Origin of the sequence: Asticcacaulis sp. (genome assembly GCF_035497195.1) — a bacterium.
Taxonomy (GTDB): Bacteria; Pseudomonadota; Alphaproteobacteria; order Caulobacterales; family Caulobacteraceae; genus Asticcacaulis.
Genome location: NZ_DATJDZ010000017.1, coordinates 198,660 through 215,130, shown reverse-complemented (window position 1 = coordinate 215,130; position 16,471 = coordinate 198,660). Strand labels below are relative to the sequence as shown.

14 protein-coding genes are annotated in these 16,471 nt (G+C 62.4%); 5 read left to right on the top strand and 9 right to left on the bottom strand.

Going from position 1 to position 16,471, the window contains the following annotated elements:
• Positions 1–125: 125 nt before the first annotated feature.
• Positions 126–1,091, top strand: coding sequence for a right-handed parallel beta-helix repeat-containing protein (locus VL130_RS09790; RefSeq protein WP_325362688.1), 966 nt, complete (start codon positions 126–128; stop codon positions 1,089–1,091).
• Positions 1,091–1,453, top strand: coding sequence for a hypothetical protein (locus tag VL130_RS09785; RefSeq protein ID WP_325362687.1), 363 nt, complete (start codon positions 1,091–1,093; stop codon positions 1,451–1,453). Before VL130_RS09790 ends, VL130_RS09785 begins: the two co-directional genes overlap by 1 nt.
• On the opposite strand, the gene VL130_RS09780 is transcribed toward VL130_RS09785, so the two are convergent.
• On the bottom strand, positions 1,450–2,538 hold the full coding sequence (locus VL130_RS09780; RefSeq protein ID WP_325362686.1) for a PepSY-associated TM helix domain-containing protein: 1,089 nt from the start codon (positions 2,536–2,538) through the stop codon (positions 1,450–1,452). The two genes, VL130_RS09785 and VL130_RS09780, sit on opposite strands and share 4 nt — an antisense overlap.
• Positions 2,539–2,824: 286 nt before the next feature.
• Here VL130_RS09780 and VL130_RS09775 point away from each other — a divergent pair, with 286 nt between their 5' ends.
• From VL130_RS09775 to VL130_RS09765, 3 genes are read left to right on the top strand one after another with little or no spacing between them, the layout of a single operon-like run.
• Positions 2,825–3,511, top strand: a complete 687-nt coding sequence (locus tag VL130_RS09775) for a TorF family putative porin (protein ID WP_325362685.1) — start codon at positions 2,825–2,827, stop codon at positions 3,509–3,511.
• Entirely contained in the window at positions 3,511–5,532 is a 2,022-nt protein-coding gene (locus tag VL130_RS09770; protein WP_325362683.1) for a TonB-dependent receptor plug domain-containing protein, read from the top strand. Before VL130_RS09775 ends, VL130_RS09770 begins: the two co-directional genes overlap by 1 nt.
• A 25-nt stretch (positions 5,533–5,557) precedes the next feature.
• Positions 5,558–6,592: a hypothetical protein gene (locus VL130_RS09765; protein WP_325362682.1), complete on the top strand. Its 1,035-nt coding sequence runs from the start codon at positions 5,558–5,560 to the stop codon at positions 6,590–6,592.
• Here VL130_RS09765 and VL130_RS09760 read toward each other — a convergent pair.
• The 8 genes from VL130_RS09760 to VL130_RS09725 all read right to left on the bottom strand — a co-directional run bounded on the left by VL130_RS09760 (position 6,589) and on the right by VL130_RS09725 (position 16,464).
• Complete coding sequence (locus VL130_RS09760) at positions 6,589–7,941, bottom strand: sensor histidine kinase (protein WP_325362681.1); 1,353 nt, start codon at positions 7,939–7,941, stop codon at positions 6,589–6,591. The two genes, VL130_RS09765 and VL130_RS09760, sit on opposite strands and share 4 nt — an antisense overlap.
• The gene (locus VL130_RS09755; protein WP_325362680.1) at positions 7,938–8,603 is read right to left on the bottom strand and encodes a response regulator transcription factor; all 666 of its coding nucleotides are present in this window, start codon (positions 8,601–8,603) and stop codon (positions 7,938–7,940) included. The genes VL130_RS09760 and VL130_RS09755 overlap by 4 nt, the downstream gene beginning before the upstream one ends.
• Positions 8,603–8,968 (bottom strand): PepSY domain-containing protein, encoded by a 366-nt coding sequence (locus tag VL130_RS09750; RefSeq protein WP_325362679.1) that lies wholly within the window; start codon positions 8,966–8,968, stop codon positions 8,603–8,605. Before VL130_RS09750 ends, VL130_RS09755 begins: the two co-directional genes overlap by 1 nt.
• A 43-nt stretch (positions 8,969–9,011) precedes the next feature.
• Positions 9,012–9,977: an alpha/beta hydrolase fold domain-containing protein gene (locus VL130_RS09745; protein ID WP_325362678.1), complete on the bottom strand. Its 966-nt coding sequence runs from the start codon at positions 9,975–9,977 to the stop codon at positions 9,012–9,014.
• 103 nt (positions 9,978–10,080) lie between these two features.
• Positions 10,081–10,500, bottom strand: a complete 420-nt coding sequence (locus tag VL130_RS09740) for a hypothetical protein (RefSeq protein ID WP_325362676.1) — start codon at positions 10,498–10,500, stop codon at positions 10,081–10,083.
• On the bottom strand, positions 10,497–13,805 hold the full coding sequence (locus VL130_RS09735; protein ID WP_325362674.1) for an amidohydrolase family protein: 3,309 nt from the start codon (positions 13,803–13,805) through the stop codon (positions 10,497–10,499). The genes VL130_RS09740 and VL130_RS09735 overlap by 4 nt, the downstream gene beginning before the upstream one ends.
• Positions 13,802–15,058 (bottom strand): amidohydrolase family protein, encoded by a 1,257-nt coding sequence (locus tag VL130_RS09730; RefSeq protein ID WP_325362673.1) that lies wholly within the window; start codon positions 15,056–15,058, stop codon positions 13,802–13,804. The genes VL130_RS09735 and VL130_RS09730 overlap by 4 nt, the downstream gene beginning before the upstream one ends.
• Positions 15,055–16,464, bottom strand: coding sequence for an amidohydrolase family protein (locus VL130_RS09725; protein ID WP_325362672.1), 1,410 nt, complete (start codon positions 16,462–16,464; stop codon positions 15,055–15,057). The genes VL130_RS09730 and VL130_RS09725 overlap by 4 nt, the downstream gene beginning before the upstream one ends.
• Positions 16,465–16,471 lie beyond the last annotated feature (7 nt).

The window sequence follows — 16,471 nt, the reverse complement described above, 5'->3', positions numbered from 1 at the left end:
AGCGCGAAGCCCGCAGGGCTGGTGTCGCTGACGGAGGGGCGCCCCTCCGGCGGGACAAGCCCGCCACCTCCCCATTTAAGAAATGGGGAGGAGAAGAGATGACATATTTCATAAGGATAGTTTCCATGAAAACAGCCATTATTGCTCTATTGCTGGCCACTGCCGGCTCAGCCTCCGCCGAAACCCTGACGGTCTGCGCCACGGATAAAACCTGCCGTTTCACCGGCGACAGCGGTATTCAGGCAGCGGTCGATGCGGCGAAGGACGGCGATACCGTCCTGATCAAGGCCGGCGTGTATCACCCGACAGCTTACCGTGACGTGCCGTTTCAGGACCTGGCCTTGCGTGGCTATGTCGTGATTGACCACAAGCGCCTGACGATCAGCGGTGAAGCCGGATCAATCATTGATGGCAAAACAGGAAATCCCAGTATTGCCTTCGTGGTGCAGGACGCCGATGTCGCATTCAAGAACCTGAGCATCCGTGATTTTCGCTACGCCGAGGAAGAGGACAAGATCTACGACGGCCACGGCATTTTCGCCATCAACAGCCGGGTCCGCATCGATGATGTCATGATGGAGCGCATCATCAAGATGGGAATTACCGGCCGGGGCGACAGCCTGATCGACGCCACCAATGTCAGGCTGCTCGACGGGCATCTGGGGGTCTGGCTGGAAGAATCCGCCCATGCGCGCCTGCGCAATATGGTGATCAGGGGTGGCGATTCCGCGGCCATCGGCGCCTATATGACCTCATCGGCCACCTTGTCCAATTCGGTGATCGACGGCAATACCGATGATGGCGTCTACGCCAAGGATCACGCATCAATAGTTGTCACCAATTCACTGATTTTGAACAACAAACCGTTCGGCGTTAATATCGAGGGTGAGGCGCATATCGTCGTCGCCCGCAGTGCGCTTCATGGCAATGCGACCGATTTCAGCGACAAGGTGACCAAAGGCGAGGGGTTGATCCTGGCCGATCCCCTGATTGACGTCGCCTACCGGCCGAAAGCCGGTTCGCCGCTGTCAGGCGTGCGCGATCCTGATCTCAACCGGCCGATTGGCCTCGATACAGAAGGAGACAAGTGATGCGTAAACTGATGCTTGCTGGGGCGCTTCTGGCCGCCATAGCCACGCCGGCCGCCGCCGAACAATACTGGACCATTGCGCCGATCACCGGCGTCGGCGCGGTGGGTAACGACCTCAAATACCCGCAATACAAGGACAGCCTCTATGTCGGTTTCGAGGACCGGTCCTGGTTGCCTGAAAAGTGCGCCAAGATGCCGGGCCTGCTGATGAAGGATGATGAGACGGCCCTCATGACCATGGCATTGGCCGCCTTTGAAAATGGCCGCCCAGTGATTCTCAAGGCTGACGACACCCAAATGATCGGTGAATATTGCACCATCTTCCAGATCACGCTTTACGGCCCTGGGCACAAGGAACCTTAGGAGAGCCGCTTTCTCAGCCGCCAGCCCGCCTGAACCAGGCTGGCGGCGGCAATACCGGCGATCAGAAGACTCAATAAGCATATCAACGTCTTGGTCCACATACCGCCCAATCGTCCGCTATGGATCGGCAACTGGAACTGCATGAAGCGATCGCCGGCCGTGCCTTCGCCGGGGAAACGTCCGCCGATCACCTGGCCGGTGGCGCCGTCGAAATAGAGCCAGTGGTTGCCCAGGCCCGCCGGGTCACGGTAGCCGTAGGCCATGCCGTAGAAATTATAGCCGTAGCTGTAATAGAGTTCGCCGACCGTATCGCCGTAACCGCGCCGCTGCCCCTCGGCTGTGCCGATACGCAGGGCGTCGGCGTAACTCAGCCTGCGCTCGCCAAATCCGCCGGTCATCCGGCCGCGCACGGTGTAGACGTCCGGAGAGACCTTCGAGACCACCGACACGACCGGTTTGAAAACTTCGTCGGCCAGGTTCATGTCGATGCTGGTGACGGCGATGACGAACAGGGGCAGGGCGATGGCGGCGCCTGTCAGGCTGCGGCGGTCGCGGCGGCGCGCCCCTCTTACGATATAGACCAGACAGGCCGCGCCGCCGACCAGTGCCGCAAGCCCCATCAGCCAGCGGCCGATCTCGCCGCTGGTCAGGCTGTGATGCACCTCGTAAGTCCAGTTGGTGAAATTCTGGCGCTCCAGGCAGCATTCGCCCCACAGCCGCGCGCCGACTTCCCGGCCGGTGGCCGGATCGACGTAGAAGGTGTCATTGGTCAGTGTGTTGTCGCCGCGCGGCTCCGTTGTCATCATGGCGGTGCGGCCAGGGTGTGACGGCGACTGTATGTACCACACCTTCAGTTCGGGGTGGACCGCCTCCAACCGCGCGATCAGTTCGGGCGCGGGCAGGGCGGGCGTGGTGACGGGGACATTGTAGAAGCCGGGGTTCAGGGCCTCGTCGATCTCGTAATAGAAGGCCTGGATGGCGCCGGTCAGCCCGGCGATGATGAGCAATGGCGCGAACAGCAGCCACACGCCGTAAGCCGCTGTTTTGGCAAGACGGATGGTTTTCGCCGGATCGAATGGCGTCATGATGTGGCTCCCCTGAAATTCGCTGGCAGATTGGGTGTGCTGATGGGCCAAAGTAAGGTGCCAATGGGCCAGTTTGCGTTGCGCGGGGGGCACCGGATATCGAAGCTTAAGGTGAGGAAATATAAAAAATATATATTTATATCAATTAGATGTGGCGTATTCTTGATGTAATTTCGCTGTCGTGATCGCTTGCTTTGCGACCCTAAGCGCCGGTTGCCTGTCAGCCGGATGTCAGCAAACCTCGCCTATCGGCTGATGCAATTCCAGTTCAACCGAAGGAAAGATCATGCGTAAATCCCTGCCATTTCTCGTTGTCGGCGCTAGCGCCCTGTTCGCTGTATCGGCGCACGCTGAAGACAAGCCGTTTTTCGATATCTCCGGCGAGATCACCGTCGCCACCGACGGCATGAGCAAGGATACGTCCGAAACCGGCAATGATCCGCAGGGCACCGCCTATATCCAGGCGGCGCACGGTCCGTTTTTCGCCGGCATCAAGGTCAAGAACATCACGAATTCGGATGGCGCCGATTCCCAGCAGGAATACGTGCTCGGCGTGAAGGGCAAGAAGGCCGGCTTCCAGCTTGGTTTGCAGGCCGCCTACAAGATCAAGGTCGGCGCCAAGCATTCGCAGAATGAATATGTCGAGTGGAAGGGCAATGTCAGCCGCGCCTTCGGCAACACCACCGCCAAGGTCGAAATCGAGTATTCGGCCGATTCTTCAGGCAACACGGAAGAGGCCATCTGGGTTGACGCCTCGCTGTCGCAAAAGCTGAACGCCAAATGGAGCGTTTCGGGTGGGATCGGCGCGCGCCGCCTGACCCCGGCCAAGGACTATAACGGCGTCAATCTGGGCGTCACCTATGCTCTGTTGCCGGCCACCAGCCTTGACCTGCGCTATTACGACACCGACAGGCACGAATATGGCGAAAAGAACAAGCCGCATCTGGTCCTCAAGCTGGCGCAAAAATTCTGATGCGTGCTCAGGCCTGTGCGCTTTTCATCGCGGCTCTTGCCTCTGCGCCCTTGACCGCGCAGGCGGCGGGGGAAGCCGCGGTCACGCCCTATCCGGCGGATTATTTCGCTCGTTCGCAACCGGCGACGGCGTTTGACATGGTGCGGCTCCTGCCGGGTTTTCGTCTTCAGGAAGGCGATGCCGAACTGCGCGGCTATTCCGGCGCGGCCGGCAATGTGCTGGTGGATGGCCAGCGCCCCGCCAGCAAGCAGGAAACGCTTGAAGATGTCCTGAAGCGCATTCCGGCGGAAACGGTGGAACGGATCGAATTGGTCCGCAGCGGCGCGGGCGGATACGATATGCAGGGCTATCCCCTGCTGGCTAATGTGATCAGGCGCAAGGGCGCCCGAATGCAGGGCCGGCTTGAACTGGAAGACGCTGCGTTTCAGCACGATTACAGCGCGCCGCGCGTGGCTGGCGAACTGACCTATGCGAAGGGCGACCGGGTGCTTGATCTCGCCGCCGCCCTCTATCGCACGATCGACGATGAGCATGGTTTCGGCTCGCGTAATCGCTACCTCGCCGACGGCACGCCGCTGCGTCTGACCGAATACGCCCAGCCGGAAGGCGAAACGACCGGTGAGATGTCGGCCGTCTATCGCCAGCCGGCGTGGGGCGGCAAGATGCGTCTCAATGGCCTGATCAAGGACACGCGGATGTTCGCCGATATCGGCAATGTCATTGTCTTTCCGGAAGCCGAGGTAAGCATCGGCAAGGAACGGCGGCATACGCGGGCCAGCGAATACGGCCTCCAGTATGAACGCTCGCTCGGCCAGCGCTATGCGTTCGACGTTCTGGCCATCCGGCGCGATACCCGCATCGACGCCATGGAAGCGTCATATGACAGTGACGGCGGCGGCGATCTGACCCGCGAAGACTCGCAGGCCAGCGAAACCCTGGCGCGCGGCGTTCTGCGCCGGCAGGGCGACGCCTGGACGCTGGAAACGGGGATCGAAGGCGCGATCAATGTGCTCGACAGCCATGCGGCGCTTGAGGAAGACGGCGCGCCGGTGGCGCTGCCTGCCGCCAATGTCCGGGTCGAGGAACAGCGCGCCGAGGCCTTCGTCACCGCCACCTGGCGGATGCGGCCGTCGCTGACCCTGGAAGCCGGCGGCCGCATGGAAGGTTCGGAATTGACCCAGGCCGGTGACAGCACCCTGTCGAAATCCTTGTCTTTCTTCAAACCCCGGTTGTTGCTGAACTGGAGACCGAAAGCGGGCGACGAATGGCGCTTCCTGTATGAACGCGAGGTCGGACAGCTTGATTTTTCCGATTTCGTCAGTTCGGCTTCGGTGACCGGCGGTAACATCACCGCCGGCAACAAGGATCTGGAGCCGGACAGCCTGTGGCGCAGCGAGGTCGCGTGGGAACACCGCTTCGCCGGCGGTTCGCTGGTCGTGGCGGTGCGCCATGAAGCCGTCAGCGATGTCGTCGATCACGTTCCGGTTTTCGCCGGCGGTCAGGTGTATGACGCGGTTGGCAATATCGGTGACGGGGAACGCGACGAACTGGAAGCCAATCTCAACCTGCCGCTCGATGCCTGGGGCGCGAAGGGCTTTACCGTTCAGGCCAATCTCACCCTGCGCCGCAGCCGGGTGACCGATCCGGCGACAGGCCTGAGTCGCCATATCTCCGGCGATGCGCCGCGCGAAGGCGATATCGGCCTGACCCACGACCTGCCGGACCGGCATCTGCGCTGGGGCGTCAATTATGTGCTGGCCGAGGCTGAGGCGAATTTCGCCATCGATGAGATCGAAGCCGATTCCCTGGGCGACCGGATCGACGCCTTTATCGAATACAAGCCATCCGCGCTGTGGACCGTCAGGGTGTACGGAAAGAACCTGACCAACAGCGCCGCACTGCGCACTCGCACCTTCTACACCGGTTTGCGTGGGACGGGCGACATCACGTACCTTGAGCGGCGCGTGTTGAAAAGCGGCCCCTATGTCGGCATCAGGTTGCAACGCAGCTTTGGCGGATAATCATGATTCACAGAAGGAAACTCTCATGAAACTGAATACGTCTTTATCAATGACTGCGCTGTTGCTGGCCGCTGGTCTGGCTGCCTGTTCGCCCAAACCGGCCACGCCCGCCGGCAGCGAAAGCGCCGCACCCCTCTGGAAGGTTGTCGAAACTTTGAAAGCGCCCGAAGGTGGCTATGATTACGCCTCGATTGATGCCGGTGCCCGCCAGCTATTCATCGGCCGCGAATACGGCGTCATGGCGGTCGATCTGACCACAAAGGCCGTCAGCACCCTGATCACGCGTGACGATGTGGCGGCGGTGCTGCTTATCCCCGGCACCGACCTGATGCTGACCACCAATAACGGCGCCGATACCGCGACCCTGCTCAATCGCAAGACCGGTGCGGCCCTGGCCGATATCAAGACCGGCAAGGGGCCGGACGGCGCGCTTTACGATGCCGGCAGCGGCCTGGCCTTCGTGATGAACGGCGATTCCGAGGACATTTCCCTGATCGACATCAAGGCGGCGAAGGTCGTGGCGACGATCAAGGCCGGCGGCGTGCCGGAAGCGGCGGCGAGCGACGGCAAGGGGCGTGTCTACGTCAATATAGAAGACACCAATGAGATCCTCGTCATCGATGTGGCTGGCCGCAAGGAAGTGGCGCGCTATCCGCTGGCGGGCTGCCATGAACCGACGGGCATCACCTACGATGCCGCCACCGGCCTACTGATCCCGGTCTGTCACAACAATACGGCCAAGCTGATCGATGCGGCTACCGGCGTCGACAAGGGCACGTTTGCGATTGGCGCGGGGGCGGATGGTTCGTTGTTCGATCCCAAGACCCGGACCGGCTATGTCTCCTGCATCGACGGCACCCTGACCATCTATAAGCTGGATGAACAGGGCCAGGTGACGGTTCTGCAAACGGTCAAGACGTCCGATGGCGCCCGCACCGCCGCTTTCGATCCGGTCAGCGGGCAGGTCTATCTGCCGGCAGCGACGGTCGAGCGTGACGACAAGGGCGAATACCTCCGCGCCGACAAGAACTTCAGCGTGGTGGTGGTCGGCAAGAGCTAAACCGGCGTTTTCCACCCCAAGGAAACGGCTAGTCCGCCAAGCGTTGAGCGACCGAGGGTGACATCGCCCTCGGTCGCTTCCGCGAGATCACGCACGATGGCGAGGCCAAGGCCATGACCGGTGCCGGCCTCATCCAGCCGCAGGCCGCGTTTGAGGGCGGCTTCGATGTGCGGCAAATCGATGCCGGGGCCGTCATCCTCCACGGTCAGGCATAGACGGGCTTCATTTATCTGCCCCTCGATGTGGACCAGCCTCCTGGCATGGCGCGCAGCGTTTTCGATCAGCGCACCGAGCATTTCGGCCAGGTCCTCCGGGGCCACCGGCGCGCGCAGGTCTTCGGTGATATCGATATGAAAGACGAGCGTTTCGCCACGCTCAGTGCGCTCGATAACGCCGATCAGGCCTTCAACGACTTTCAAAACCTCGGCGTCGATCGCTGATTCCGCGGCGGCGCGCGCGGCGGCGGAGCGGGCGCGCGTCAATTCGGCCTCCAGGGTGGCCCCCACGGCCGCGATGGCGCGATCAAGGCCATCGGCGGCTTCTTCCGCGCCGGCGGCGCGCGCCCTGCGGCTCTGGGCGGAGAGAACGGACAGTGGCGTTTTCAGGCTGTGCGCCAGGTCGCCGGCGCGCCGGCGGGCGCGGGACAGGTCGCTTTCGCGCGCATCGGCCAGGGCGTTGATAGCCGTGATCAAAGGGGCGATTTCACTGGGGTAGCCGGCGGGCAGGCGCGCGGCGGGGCTGCGGCGCAGGCGTTCCATTTCCACCCGCAGGCGATCAAGCGGCCGCAGACCGAGCGTTACCTGAACCCAGGCGGCGATGGCCAGCACAGTCCACAACAAGAAGAGGGAGCCGGCCAGTTCCCAGCCGAATTCGGCATAGGCCTGCCGCATATCGGCGTCATTTTCGGCGACCTGTATGAGCACCGCCGGGCTGGTCCTGTCAAAGCGCACCCGGCGCTCAACCACCAGCAGACGATCATTGAACGGCCCTGTGAGGGTTCTGGTGCGCCACTGCGCGGCGTCGGGACGGGCGGGCAGGGGCAGGCTCTGGTCCCACAACGAGGCCGAATGCAAGGCGCCAGACGGAAAAGATACCTGCCAGTACAGGCCGCCGGCCATTTCATCAAAACGCGGATCGCGCGGCGGATTTTGCAGAACTGGCGTACCGTTCGGCGTGACGGTAATGCCCGCCACGATCCGCTCGGCCTGCCGGATCAGGACCGTGGCTTCGCGTTGTTCGACATGGCGCTGGAACATCAGGTTCAACCCCGTCCAGGCCAGGGCCAGGGCGAAAAAGATGGCCAGCATGGCGGCGATCAGCAGACGCAGGCGTAAGGAAACCGGTTTCAAGGCGTCGTCTCCGCCAGGGTATAGCCGAGGCCGCGCCGCGTTTCGATGACGCTGGTGCCGATCTTGCGCCGCAATCGCGCCACCAGGGCCTCTATGGTGTTGGCGTCGGTGGTGTCACCCGCGCCATAGAGGTGCTCGGCGATCTCACCGGCCGAAATCACCCGGCCGGATTGGTGCGTCAGATAATCGAGAAAACGGAATTCCAGCGGCGACAGGCGTACCGGCGCGCCATCGACCGTGGCGATCATGCGGCTGGTGTCGAGCGCCAGTCCGCCGATGGTCAGGATGGGCGAAGCGCGTCCCGCCGCGCGCCGAATCAGGCCGCGCAGACGCGCGATCAGTTCGCCCATGGCGAAGGGCTTGGCGAGATAATCGTCGGCGCCGGCCTCAATGCCTTCGACCTTTTCCGTCCAGTCGCCGCGCGCCGTCAGGATCATGACGGGAAAATTGCGTCCGGCGGCGCGCCAGCGTTTCAGCACGGATAGGCCGTCCAGCTTCGGCAGGCCGAGATCAAGCACCACGACGTCGTAATCCTCGACATCGCCCTGATACCAGGCGGTTTCACCGTCCGTGGCCAGATCAGCGACAAAGCCGGCCATCTGCAAGGCGTGGCGCAGATCGGCGCCGACCTCCGGATCGTCTTCAACCACCAGGGCGCGCATCAGTCATCCCCAATCTTCACCACCTTGCCGGTTCGGGCATTGATATCGACCTTGCGGACGCGGCCGTCGGCTGTCAATATTTTCAGCTCGTATTTCAGGCCCCACTCTTTTTGTTCGAGTTCGACATCGATGATATCGCCCGGCACCGCCTTCTGGGCGATGACCAGAATTTTCGGCAGGGGCATGACCTCGCCGCGCGCCACCGCGTCGCGGATGGCCTGCTGTTCGGTGTTTTTGTGGTTTTCACGGGAATGCGGGCGCTGGTCATGACGGCTGTCGGACATGGCGACGGTGGCTGTCATCACGCCGGCGGCTGCGATGAGCGCCGCGATACGAAGCGTTTTGGAGGTGTGTGCATGGGTCATAACCGTTGTTTACACCGCCACGGCTGACGACAGGCTGACAGGTTTACAGCCGTTCGCGCAACCAGGCCGCCGCATCGCTGAACGCTTTTTCGGCCACTTCGGAGATGGATACGGCTTCCAGGAAACTATGTGTGGCGCCTTCGTAAACGATGGTGCGGGTCTCAACGCCAGCGGTCTGTAAGCGGCCATCCAGTATCAGGCTCTGCGTCGTCAACACGTCACACTGGGGGACGCATAGGAATACAGGTGGCAGATCATGCAGGTCGGCCAGCAGGGGCACGGCCAGCGGATTTACGTCGTCACTGCCGGTCAGATACTGCGACCAGAAATAGGCCATTTCCTCAGCCGTCAGCATATATTGCGGGCCGCCGTACTTACGAACATCGTCCGCTGACAGATCGATTGCGAAGGCGCCATAGTTGAGCACCAGCGTGCGCAAGGCCTTGCCGTTTCCCGTATCACGTAAATGAAGCGCCGTGCTCAGGGACAGGTTGGCGCCGGCGGAATCGCCACCCATCGCCAGCCGATCCGGATCTATGCCGAGCAAGGCCGCCTGATCGCGCACATGGTGAACAACGGTGATGACTTGTTCCAGCGCGACCGGGAAGCGCGCTTCGGGGGACAGCGAATAATCGACACCGACCACGCAAACCCCTGCGCGCGCCGCATATTCGCGCATGATGCGGTCGTGGGTATCAATGCTGAACATCACCCAGCCGCCGCCATGAATATAGATCAAGGCCGGCTTATTGGCGCCGCCGTCCGGGTTATAGACCCGAATGCGGACAGCGCCGTGCGGGGTCGGCACGCTCTGCTCGACCGTGGAAAACATGACCGGTCCGCCGGCCACCCAGGGCGCGCGCACCTTTTCGGCGATCTGCCGGGCATTCACCGCGGTTTTCTCCAGGTCGCCGCCGTGGGTGACATAGGCTTCGCCGGTGATCCGGATAAAGTCACGCACGCCGGGATCGAGGTCTGCGCCGGCAGGGGTTGAAGTCGTATTGAGCACAATTGAATCCTGTAACGTGATTTCAATGACTTTTAGCGGTGAGCGGGCGGGCCGGACTACGATGTGCGGATCAATTAATGTTCCGAACGGGCCAAACGACGGTCTACTTGCTCGCGGTCGCCAGATAGTCGGCGGCGGTCGTAGGCCCCTTCGTCACGGTGTCGGTGTGCTCGGCGATATATTTGCGGATTTCAAAGAAGAAATTCGAACCGGATGGCAGGCCGACCTTATCCCAGGCGGCGTCGAAGGCGGCGGCCTTTTCCGGCGGTGTATGGGCCGGCTGAAGCAGCAGGAAATCCCAGTCGGCGCCGTCGCTGTGGATATAGAGCTGGCGCGGCGGCAGACCGGCGAGCTTGTTGGCCTCGTCGCACTTGGCGATGAATTCCAGGAAGGCCTGATGCTGGCCCGGCGCGATGCGGTAGATCTCGACCATGGTACTGGCGACGGGGGCCGGTTCGGCGGCGGCGGCCACAACGGGGGCGCAAAGCAACAGGCTGACGGCCACGAGAACGGACTTTATCATTTGTTTTCTCCACTGTTTGGGTATTCGTTGGCGAACCAGGGTTCAGGCGCGGAAACGGTGTCCGGCCAGACCTGGTTCAGGTTGGCCGTGTCGTAGAGCCGGCCGTTTTTCATCACCTGGACGATCTTCCAGGCATTGGTGATATCCTGGCGCGGATCAGCATTGAGGATCAGCAGGTCGGCGAACTTGCCCGGCGTCAGGCTGCCGATTTCACCGACACGGCCGATGGTTTCGGCCGAACCGAGCGTACCGGCGTGAAGCGCTTCTTCTGGCGTCATGCCGCCCATGACATGTGCCTCAAGCTCCCAGTGGAAGCCAACGCCCGGCGTATTGCCGTGGGCGCCGATGCCGACAAGCCCGCCGGCGCGCTGGATATCAGCCGCGCCCTTGGCGACGGTTGGGAAGGCGTATTCCGACAGCGGTAGCCACTGGTCGAGGCGCGTGGTCATTTGCGCCAGGGCGAAATGCGGCGTGTAGTGGCGGTACTTGTCGCTGGCGGAGGGGGTGTCGCGGGCGATAAAATAATCCTGGCCGGTGGCCCCGCCATTGGTAATCTGCAAGGTCGTCGTGTAGCTGGTGCGGCTCTGCGCCAGTAACTGAATGACGTCATTATAGATCGGCAGGGTGACCAGCGCGTGTTCATTGCCGGAATAGCCGTCCATGATCTGTGTCAGGTCAAGCTTGAAAGATAACGCGCCTTCGGTCGTCGGCTGCAGGCCAAGATCGAGGGCGGCCATATTGATCCACTGGCGGACCTTGCGGTCACCGGCGCGATAGGACTTGATGTTGTGGAGACCGTAATCGTCACGGTAACGGCTGAGCGCCTTGCGGGTTTCATCCAGTGACGAGAAGCGGTTGAAGGAAAAGATGGCCGTGCCGGTGGAAGGCAGGCGCGGGCCGGTCATCAGGCCGGCGTCGAGCATGTCCTTGTAGGCGATTTCGTCGATCGTCAGAGTGGAAGGGTCGAAACTGGTGGTGACGCCATAGGCCAGGCGTTCGCGCAAGGCCCAATCCTCGGTATCAAGGATATCGCGGCGGACCGTACCGATATGATCGTGGGTATCGATAAAACCGGGCATGATCGTCTTGCCGGTGACATCGCGGATCATCGCATCGGCGGGAACATCGAAACTGCCACGCGGGCCGATTTTGGCGATGCGGTTGCCGTCGATCAGGATATCGGCGTCGGGTATGGCGGGCGCGTCCATAGGCAGGGCCGTGCCGCCACGCAAGAGCAGCAGGCCCTTGGGTTCATCACGCGGCACGACGACATCGGCATGATACGAGACCGGCTTGCCCGGATCGGCCGACCAGTTGGGTGTGTCGTCAAAGGTGATGCTGTCGAGTGAGCGCTCGTAAAAAGTCGAACCCAGGCTGTAGGTCAGTGTCTTGCCGTCCGCCGACCATTCAAAGAAATCGGCGCCAACATTGGTGATACGGCGGTGCTTGAGCTTCGGATCGGACAGGTCGATCTGCTTGATATCCGCGGTGGGACGCGCGACGACATGCAGTTGCTGGCCGACCAGGGCGGCGATCCACTTGCCATCGGGTGACAGACGCAAGGCATCGACCGCCACCGGGCCATCCTGGAAATACCAGCCGGGACCATTGACCGAAACGATATCGGTGACCGCGCCGGTCTTGAGGTCGATACGCGACAGGCCCGCGCCGGTTTGCAGATAGGCGGTATCCGGTTCACGGGTGAAGGTCGGACGTTGGCCCATTGTCAGGCTGGCGATATCCCGCGCAGCACCGCCCGCCACCGGCAGGCTGACCAGGGTCGCTTCGCGCAGCGCGCCGTATTCCATATAAAGGCGCAGGCGGTCGCGCTGGGGCGAGCGTTCGGCCAGCACCTGCGCGCCATCCGGCGTGAAGACCGGGTAGGTGTAGTAGTCGGAGGCCGGGCTGATCTTTTTCGGCGCGCCGCCATCGAGCGTCACGGTCCAGACATCGCCCGAATTGCGCGCCGACCAGGTGACATAAGCGAGAGACTTGCCATCCGGCGACCACGACGGCTGCCAGCCATCAGCGATTTCACGCGGTTTGGCGGCGGCTGATAGCGGCATGACGTAGATTTTGCCGAGCGCTGAAAAGGCCATTTGCGAGCCATCCGGCGACATCTGCGGCGTCTGGATGATATGGGCGTGGATCGGGCCGGTGTCTTCGGTGATTTTCTGCCGGCTGAGCGCGCCAAGCGCCAGTTGCACATGGGCGGCGAACGGCACCGGCGTGGCCTTGCCATCCAAAGCGATACGCTGGAACTTGCCGCCAACGGTGATCAGGATCGATTGGCTGTCAGGAGTAAAGGTATAGCGCGGCAGCAGGTCAAGCCAGCTATTGGCCTGCACCTGATCGTGCGTCACCGGAAAGGCCAGCCACTTGTCTTCGCCGGTTTGCAAATCACGCAGGCGCAGGCCGGTCTGGTTGTCGAAGCGGGTGGCATAGGCGAGGTAGCGGCCATCAGGCGAGACGGCCGGCCGGAAATAGGCGCCGGGATTGCGGCTGTGGCCGGAACCGGACGGTTCGGCGATGAGCGTGGTTTCCACGCCGTTGGCGATGTCACGTCTGACAATGGCCCACTCGTCGCGCTGGTCGGGATCGTCAGAACCCAGGTGGCGCGCCATGTAGAGCGATTTGCCGTCCGGTGAAGGCGTGGCGCCAAGGCTGCTGGCCCAGGCGTCGCGGCCCTGATCAGCCGTGGCCTTGGCGGGAATGATCAGGCTTTCCGCGCCATCAAGCCCATAGCGCCAAAGCTCGTAGGCATTATAGCTGGGGCGGTAGCGGCTGAGGGTGAGGGTCTGGCCGTCCGCCGCCCATTCGGGTGACAAAAGCACGGTGTCGTCCTCACCGAAACTGATCTGACGCGCGCCCGTGCCATCGGCCTTCATGATCCATAGATTGTCGGCGCCGGAGGCGTCGCTGATAAAGGCGATCTGTTTGCCATCGGGCGAGAAAACCGGCTGGGACTCGAACGGCAGGCCGGTGCGCAGGGGTTTGGCCTGTCCGCCCTTGGCATCCAGTGCATAGATATCGCCCAGCATGTCGAAGACCAGTGTCTTGCCATTGGGCGAGACGGCCAGCGACATCCAGGTGCCTTCTGTGGTGTCGAAGCTGATCTTGCGCGTGGCCTTGAGCGGCAGGACCTGCCCCTTAAGTTGGCGCGGGCGGACATTATCGAGTGCGCCGGCGCCGTCCTTGATCCAGCCAACGGCATTGCCGAACGGCACGGGCAGGTCGTCGTCATGAGCAAAGGCTGGCGAGGCGGCGAAAAGCGCCAGCAGGGCGACGAGAGGCAGCTTTTTCATTTCTGGTAAACCGGAGGCAGGGCGGCGGGTTTGGCGTACCGGTCGCGCAGCAGGGTCTGGCGTGTTTCCCGCGAGGCCTCGTGGCCCTGAACGAAGACCTTCCACGGATAATTGCCGGGTTCGAGCGGATCGCCGTCCCAGATAACGAGATCGGCGTCCTGATCCTTCGCCAGCGTACCGTAATGATCATTGATGCCGAATATGGCGGCCGGACTGCGAGTCATGGATGCAAGCGCCGTTTCATAAGGCAGGCCGTTGGCGACCGCCATGCCGGCGACCTCGCGCATCGCTTCGCCGGCGTCATAGGAGAGGTAGATGGTATTGCCGGAGGCGTAGAAGGCCAGCGGCACGCCCGCCTTGCCGAGAATGGCGGCGTTATCGAGACGGGCGCCGATCTGGTCAAAGCTGATCGGCAGGTTGTCCATTGGATCGAGAATGACGGGTATTTTCGCCGTCGCCAGCGCATCGGCACAGCGCCAGGCCTCGTTAGCCCCCATGATTGCCACGCGCAGCTTGAAATCCCTGGCTAGGGCAATGGCCTGACGGATATCGGATTCGCGCTGGGTGAGGATGACCAGAAGCTGGCCCCCCAGCACCTTTTGCAAGGCTTCAGCATCGAGGCGCGTAATCGGCTGATCGGGTTTGCCCGGTTTGTAGCGGCCTGCCTCGGTCAGGGCATTGCGCAGGAGTTGCCATTGCGCGCTGCGTGATCCGCCGGCGGTGGAAAGCGTGGCGCTGCCGATCTGGACGTACATCGCCGCCTGGGCGTGGTCGAGAGTATCACCGCTTTCAACCAGTTTGATCACCGCGGCCTGCCCCATAAAGGGGGCCGTGCCCGCAGCTCCAGGGTAGCTGACGGCGCGGGTCAGGCCATCGGCGCGCGCCACGGGCAGGAGCACGCTGTTGGCGTTGAGCGCGTACTGGATATCGAACGCTGCGCCAAGCGTGGTGTTGCTGCTCGATTTGTCGTTGGTCTCGTCGGCCGCGCCGGTTTCGACCAAGCCAAGCTGGGTGGCGGCGTTCATCAGGCCGGGCGTCACCATGCGTCCGCCGGCGTCGATAACGACCGTGCCTTCGGGTACGCCGCCGGACGCCGTTACGGAGACGATCCGGCCATCATGGACGATAATCGTGGCGTCGGACACCTTGCCGTTGCCAGTCATCGGCCAGGCTTCGGCATGGGTGATGGCCATATCCTGTGCGGAAACAGCCGCAGGCATCAGAAGCAGAGCAAGGGCAAGAAAGCGGATCATTGGACACCTCCCGCTTTGCGGCCAAGCTGGAAATCGCTCAGCGGCTGGTAGGCCGGATCGTAGCGGTCATAGGCGATGGCGCCATCGATCAGCACGGTATCGGCCTTGGTGTAGATGCTGAACGGATCACCCGACCAGATGACGATATCGGCATTGTAACCGGGGGCCAGGGTGCCGATGCGGTCTTCCAGACCCAGCACCTTGGCCGGATTGCTGGTGATCCATTTGATGATGTGCTCCGGCGGTTCGGCCAGCCCCATATGCCGCCCGGCGCCAGCCGCCTTGGCCGCTTCGATGTTCAGCCACTGGCCGATAACCGGCGAATCCGAGTGCATGGTGACGCACGCCCCGGCAGCGTCGAGCAGGGCGGCGTTTTCGCGGATGCCGTCATTGGCCTCCATCTTGAAGCCCCACCAGTCGGACCAGACGACGGCGCAGGTGTCCGTTTTGGTGAACAATTCCGGGTTTTTGTACCCTTCGACCGCATGGTGAAAGGCCGTAATTTTAAAGCCGAACTCGGTGGCCAGGGCCTGGATTTCGGCCATGTCGTCGGCGCGGTAGCAATGGACCTGAACCCGAAGATCGCCATCGAGCGTCGCGGCCAGGGTGTCGAGTTTCAGGTCGCGCGTTGGCGGCGGACCGTGCGGGTCTTTCTGGTAGTGTTCCCACATGCCGCGATAGGCGACGGCCTGGCTGAAGACATCGCGGAAATTGGCCATTTCGCCCTGGCGGCTGGTCGGCTTCTGGCCCTTGCCGCCGAAATAGCCCTTGGCGTTCTCGCCGCATGACATCTTGAGGCCTTGCGGCGCATTGGGGAATTTCATCGCCGCGACCGTGGTGGCGGGGATGGTGTGCAGGGTCACCGCCCGTCCGCCGATCTGCGGCGTCGATCCGGGCAGGACCTGGAGCGTCGTCACCCCGCCCTGCAAGGCGTAGATGAAACTGGCGTCCTGGGTATTGATGGCGTGTTCGATCCAGGTGTCGGCGGCGATCGGGCCGCTCATTTCGGACACATCGCCGGATTCGTTGTCGATCGAGGTCAGCGGCATGGAATAGGTGCCGTTGTGGCTGTGCGGATCGATGAGGCCGGGCGTCACCCAGCGCCCTTTGGCGTCGATCACGCGGGCATTACCACCATCGAGATGTGGGCCAATCGCCACGATCTTGCCGTCACGGCTCACCACGTCGGCGTCATCGAAGCGATGACCGGCGCCATCGAGCACGGTGGCGTGGGTAATCAGCAGGTCCTGACGGGGCAGGGGCTTGTAGGTGCTGGGATTGCCGCCGAGCATAAAGGGGATAACCGCCGCCGGTTTCGCAATCGGGGCCTTATCGTGCGGGGCGGGACGGTGCGGACGCGGTTTGGCGTCGGCAGGGCAGGCCAGAGACAGGGCGATCAGGGACATTCCCATT

What these genes read in the sequence shown, in the direction of transcription:
- VL130_RS09790 (WP_325362688.1), top strand. Translation starts at nt 126, where the DNA reads ATGAAAACAGCCATTATTGCTCTATTGCTGGCCACTGCCGGCTCAGCC.
- VL130_RS09785 (WP_325362687.1), top strand. Translation starts at nt 1,091, where the DNA reads ATGCGTAAACTGATGCTTGCTGGGGCGCTTCTGGCCGCCATAGCCACG.
- VL130_RS09780 (WP_325362686.1), bottom strand. Translation starts at nt 2,538, where the DNA reads ATGACGCCATTCGATCCGGCGAAAACCATCCGTCTTGCCAAAACAGCG.
- VL130_RS09775 (WP_325362685.1), top strand. Translation starts at nt 2,825, where the DNA reads ATGCGTAAATCCCTGCCATTTCTCGTTGTCGGCGCTAGCGCCCTGTTC.
- VL130_RS09770 (WP_325362683.1), top strand. Translation starts at nt 3,511, where the DNA reads ATGCGTGCTCAGGCCTGTGCGCTTTTCATCGCGGCTCTTGCCTCTGCG.
- VL130_RS09765 (WP_325362682.1), top strand. Translation starts at nt 5,558, where the DNA reads ATGAAACTGAATACGTCTTTATCAATGACTGCGCTGTTGCTGGCCGCT.
- VL130_RS09755 (WP_325362680.1), bottom strand. Translation starts at nt 8,603, where the DNA reads ATGCGCGCCCTGGTGGTTGAAGACGATCCGGAGGTCGGCGCCGATCTG.
- VL130_RS09750 (WP_325362679.1), bottom strand. Translation starts at nt 8,968, where the DNA reads ATGACCCATGCACACACCTCCAAAACGCTTCGTATCGCGGCGCTCATC.
- VL130_RS09740 (WP_325362676.1), bottom strand. Translation starts at nt 10,500, where the DNA reads ATGATAAAGTCCGTTCTCGTGGCCGTCAGCCTGTTGCTTTGCGCCCCC.
- VL130_RS09735 (WP_325362674.1), bottom strand. Translation starts at nt 13,805, where the DNA reads ATGAAAAAGCTGCCTCTCGTCGCCCTGCTGGCGCTTTTCGCCGCCTCG.
- VL130_RS09730 (WP_325362673.1), bottom strand. Translation starts at nt 15,058, where the DNA reads ATGATCCGCTTTCTTGCCCTTGCTCTGCTTCTGATGCCTGCGGCTGTT.
- VL130_RS09725 (WP_325362672.1), bottom strand. Translation starts at nt 16,464, where the DNA reads ATGTCCCTGATCGCCCTGTCTCTGGCCTGCCCTGCCGACGCCAAACCG.